At 62.0% G+C, this 2,532-nt stretch carries 4 protein-coding genes; 2 read left to right on the forward strand and 2 right to left on the reverse strand.

Annotated features, from left to right (window positions below):
* Together VFP86_19950 and VFP86_19955 are read left to right on the forward strand one after the other, a co-directional pair.
* Positions 1–427 (forward strand): hypothetical protein (locus tag VFP86_19950; protein ID HET9001925.1); only part of this gene is annotated, 427 nt, incomplete at its 5' end.
* A gap of 189 nt (positions 428–616) precedes the next feature.
* Positions 617–1,048 (forward strand): EVE domain-containing protein, encoded by a 432-nt coding sequence (locus VFP86_19955; protein ID HET9001926.1) that lies wholly within the window; start codon positions 617–619, stop codon positions 1,046–1,048.
* 16 nt (positions 1,049–1,064) lie between these two features.
* On the opposite strand, the gene VFP86_19960 is transcribed toward VFP86_19955, so the two are convergent.
* Positions 1,065–1,868, reverse strand: a complete 804-nt coding sequence (locus VFP86_19960) for an ABC transporter permease (protein ID HET9001927.1) — start codon at positions 1,866–1,868, stop codon at positions 1,065–1,067.
* A gap of 40 nt (positions 1,869–1,908) precedes the next feature.
* Positions 1,909–2,532, reverse strand: a 624-nt coding sequence (locus VFP86_19965; GenBank protein HET9001928.1) for an ABC transporter permease, incomplete at its 5' end; no start/stop codon positions are given.

The following is a 2,532-nucleotide window of genomic DNA, read 5'->3' on the forward strand; positions in this document are numbered from 1 at the left end:
CGGGCCACGGGTCGGTGGTCCGCCGGTACTGGTGGCCGGTTCCGGCCCACGCATGCTGCGCTTAACGGCCCAATACGCTGACATGTGGAACCCGTCGGGGTATCTCACCGCGCCAAGTTCGTTTATCGAGCCCCACGCCAAACTCTCCGCCGCTTGCACGGAGGTGGGACGCGACCCGACGACGCTGGGGCTAACCGCCATGGTGGCGCTGGCTTATCCAGACCTGGGAGAACCCCCTGTTTCGTCTCACATCCCTGCCTACCTGTCGGGGTCCACTGAGGAGATCGCCGCGGCCATGCACGGCTACCACCAGATGGGGGTATCGCATCTCATGTTCCACTGTACGCCGTATACCGCGACCGTGCTGGAACGGTTGGCGGAGGCGGTACAAGTGTACCGCAGGACCAGCCGGCCCTTAGCATTTTGATCAACACCCCCACCTCTCCCTCACCCCTATAGCTTCCCTGTCTGATATTTCCGCCTGCGATCGAAGTCAACCGGAGGCTCGTGTTCGTAGTCGACTCATGATGCCTGCGGCCCCTGTCACGCCATGTTGCTGGCTGTTGGACCGAGCACACTAAGTACAATTGACTGGAAAAGATCGGAGGACAAAAGCATGAATAAGAAACGCTATTGGATCGGGGTGGCTTCAAAAGAACACGTCCTCATCGGAACCAGAGGGGGCTTTGCTCAATTCAGCCACGGGAAGCTTGGTCCGGCCAAGAGGCTCTCAAAGGGCGATTGGGTCATCTTCTATTCAAGCAGAGAGAAATTTGGTGAACCCAAGATGTGCCAGCAGTTCACGGCCATTGGCGAAGTCATCGATGCTGAACCAACCCAAGTCGAGCAGTTCCCCGGGTTCAAGCCCTACAGGCGTCAAGTCAAATACCGCAAATCCAAGGCGGTGGACATCCGGCCATTAATCGAAACGCTGTCCTTCATCAAAGACAAATCCAGATGGGGAAGCGCTTTTCGGTTTGGATTTCTTGAAATTCCCGAGCCAGACTTTGCGAAGATTGCGGCAAAAATGCTCCCCAAAGGTCGATAGCGATAAGCGCCGGCGATCAGCCGCCCCCCAAGTAGAGCGATTCCAATCCCACCAACCGCTGGGTCACCAGCACCACCACAAGCGCCAGGACGATGCTGATCGTGCCGGCGGCGGCCGCGGTCGGATCGAACGAGAACCGCAGATAGTCGAAGAGCTGGATCGGCAGCGGCGTCGCGCCCACACCGCTGAGGAGCAGCGAGATGTTGAACTCGTCGTAACTCGCCACGAACGCGAAGATCGCGCCCGAGATGATGCCCCCCTTGATGAGGGGCAGCGTCACCCGCCGGAATGTCGTCAGCTGGCCCGCGCCGAGGTTGCGGGCGGCCTCCTCCAGCGTGCGGTCGAACCGTGCCAGCACCGCGCTGGTAATCAAGAAGACGTAGGGGAGGCTGATCAACGAGTGCCCGATGATCAACCCGAGCAGGCCCGTGTGGCGCCACCCCACCGCGAAGAAGAAGATCAGGAGCGCGATGCCCGTGACGATCCCGGGGACCGCCAGGGGAGAGATCAGCAGCACGCGCACCAGATCCCGAAACCGGGCGACGGACCGGAAGAGCCACAGGCTGGCCATCGTGCCCAGGACCGTCGTGACGATGGTCACGATCGTCGCGAGTTCCACGCTGAACGCGAGCGACCGGGTAAAGGAACGGCTGCGGGCGAAGGTGACAAACCAGCGAAGCGAGATGCCCTCCGGCGGGAACCGGAGGTACGCTCCCGCGTTCAGCGCCGAGACGACCACGACTACGATCGGGAGCAGCAGGAAGGCGTACACGAGCACGACCGCGAGAGTGAGCCACAGCCGTTCGCGACGGATCAGCATCGCCCCGCCCATCCGGTAGACGCGTCCGCGCGTCGCGCGTTCATACGACGGGCCGGGTGATCCGGGTCAGCACCCGCAGGTAGAGCCATACCAGCGCCAGAGTGATCGCAAAGAAAAGGATGGCGAACGCGCTGCCCCCGGGCCAGTTGAACAGCTCAGTGATCGTCCGCACCACCAAGATGGGAACCGTGAGCACGGTAAACCCGCCGAGCAGGGACGGGATTACGTAGGAGCTGATCGCGAGCACGAAGACGAGGATCGTCCCTGCCGCGACCCCCGGGAGGCTGAGGGGGAAGGTCACCCGCCAGAACGTGCGCCAGGCGCCCGCGCCGAGCGAGCGGGCTTCCATTTCGAGCTCGGGGTCGATCCCCTGGATGGACCCCGTGAGCGACAGCACCATGAACGGGATAAACACATGCACCAGGCCGATCAGCGCGCCGGTCTGATTGTACATGAGCGGCAGCCGTTTCATCCCCAACCCCTGGAGCATTTGGTTGATCAGACCGGTGTCCTGCAGCAGAATGATCCACCCATACGTCCGGATGAGCACCCCGACCAGGAGCGGCGAGACTACAAGGATCATCAGGAGGCCTTTCCACCGGCGAGGCGCCCGCGCGAGGTGGTAGGCAAGCGGGTATGACAGCACCAGGCTGATCACGGTGGT

It is taken from the genome of bacterium (genome assembly GCA_035703895.1).
Lineage (GTDB): Bacteria > Sysuimicrobiota > Sysuimicrobiia > Sysuimicrobiales > Segetimicrobiaceae > Segetimicrobium.